We start from the raw sequence: 2,282 nt of genomic DNA, 5'->3' as shown, positions 1-2,282 counted from the left end.
ACGACAGCACCCTCCCCCACATGACCCCCGAACTCCTCGACAAGGTCCTCCGGCCCAAGGTCGACGCCGCCTGGCACCTGCACGAACTCACCAAGAGCCGCGACCTGTCCGCCTTCGTCCTCTACTCGTCGATCTCGGGCGTGCTCGGCCCGCTCGGCCAGGCCAACTACGCGGCGGGCAACTCCTTCCTGGACACGCTCGCCCACCACCGCCGTGCCTGCGGGCTGCCGGGGCTGTCGCTCGGCTGGGGCCTGTGGGCCCAGGACAGCGGAATGATCGGGCAGTTGGACGCGGACAGCCGGGAGCGGGTGGAGCGCGGCGCGGTGGCGCCGATGACCGCACGCGAGGGCATGGCACTGTTCGACGCCGCCCTGACGCAGGACCAGGCGTACGTCGCACCGGTACGGTTCAACGCTCAGGCGCTCGGTGAACTGGCCGCAGTGCCGCCCGTGTTGCGCGGTGTCGTCGCGACGCCGGCCAAGGCCCAGGCGGCCGGCTCGGGCTCACTTGCCCAGCAGGTGGCCGGGGTGTCCGAGGACGAGCGGAGCCGCATCGTGCTCAACGTCGTGGTCTCCCATGTCGCCCAGGTTCTGGGCCATGCCCGGACACAGAACGTCGACCCCTCCCGGCCGTTCAGCGAGCTGGGCTTCGACTCCCTGGGCGCGACGGAACTGCGCAACCGTCTCAGCACCGCCGTCGGGGCTCCGCTGCCCGCGGCACTGGTCTTCGACCACCCCACTGCCACCGCGGTGGCCGAATTCCTCATCGACCGGTTCTATTCCACATCGCTTCCCGCACCTCGGTCCGTGGAAGAGGAAATCGACCGGCTGGAATCCGCTTTGCGCGCTCACGCGCAGGACTCCTCGGATCCCGTCGCCCTGGCGGCCCGGCTGGAGCGGATGGCAGAGAGCCTTCGGGTCGCCGCCGGAGTCGGGCCCGCCGAGGACGATTTGAGTACGGCCTCCGTCGACGAGCTCTTCGACATCATCGACCAGGAAACCGAGGTCTCGTGAATTCCCTGCCGGACTGCCGGACCGATGCATGACGAGGAGCGAGACGATGACTCAGAATGATCAGCACGAAAAGGTCGTTGAATACCTGCGCAAGGCCACGACGGACCTGCGTCGTTCGCGCCAGCGCGTCGCCGAACTGGAGGCACGTGCGGCGGAGCCGGTGGCGATCGTCGGCATGGCGTGCCGTTTCCCGGGGGGCGTCCGCTCCCCGGAGGAGCTGTGGCAGCTCGTCGCTTCCGGCGGAGACGCTGTGACCGATTTCCCGAACGACCGGGGATGGGACCTGGAAGCGCTTTTCGATCCGGACCCCGATCGGCCCGGTACCACTTATGCGCGAGAAGGCGGATTCCTCGACGCGCCGGGTGCGTTCGACGCGGAATTCTTCGGCATCTCCCCGCGCGAGGCGCTGGCCATGGACCCGCAGCAGCGGGTGCTGCTGGAAACGGCGTGGGAGACGGTGGAACGAGCCGGTATCAGTCCCGCATCTCTGCGTGCCACACCGACCGGCGTGTTCGTCGGAACGATGTACCAGAACTACGCGTTCCAGCACCGGAACCTGCCCGAGGAGCTCGAAGGGTTCCTGGTGAGCGGCAGCGCGGGCAGCGTCGTGTCCGGACGGATCGCGTACCAACTCGGGCTGACTGGTCCCGCGGTCACCCTCGACACGGCCTGCTCGTCGTCGCTGGTCGCCCTCCACCTCGCCATCCAGGCGCTCAGGAACGGCGAGTGCTCCCTGGCGTTGGCGGGTGGCGTCACGATCATGCCGACGCCCACGGTCTTCATGGAGTTCAGCCGGCAGCGTGGGCTGTCACCGGACGGCCGCTGCAAGGCCTACTCCGCATCGGCGGACGGCACGGGTTGGTCCGAGGGTGTCGGCATCCTGCTGGTGGAGCGCCTCTCCGACGCCCAGCGCAACGGCCACCAGGTGCTGGCCGTGGTCCGCGGCTCGGCGATCAACCAGGACGGCGCCTCCAACGGCCTCACCGCACCCAACGGCCCCTCCCAGCAACGCGTCATCCGCCAAGCCCTGGCCAGCGCCGGACTCACCACCTCCGATGTCGACGTCATCGAAGGCCACGGCACCGGCACCAAGCTCGGCGACCCCATCGAAGCCGAAGCCCTCCTCGCCACCTACGGCCAGAACCGCCCCGCCGACCAGCCCCTCCTCCTCGGCTCCATCAAGTCCAACATCGGCCACACCCAGGCCGCCGCAGGCGTCGCCGGCATCATCAAAATGGTCATGGCCATGCGCGAGGGCGTCGTCCCGCG

The 2,282-nt window shown here is 69.1% G+C and carries 2 protein-coding genes; both read left to right on the top strand.

The features are described 5' to 3' along the window. On the top strand, positions 1 to 1,013 hold a 1,013-nt coding region (locus tag ACZ7DL_RS39020), incomplete at its 5' end, for a beta-ketoacyl reductase (RefSeq protein ID WP_470781822.1). Positions 1,014 to 1,059: 46 nt separating this feature from the next. Further along, positions 1,060 to 2,282: type I polyketide synthase (locus ACZ7DL_RS39015; RefSeq protein WP_470781820.1), on the top strand; the 1,223-nt coding region annotated here is incomplete at its 3' end.

Source organism: Streptomyces sp. NPDC036984 (assembly GCF_055607665.1).
The sequence above is the reverse complement of the archived record's forward strand: the minus strand, read 5'-3'. Positions and strand labels throughout refer to the sequence as shown.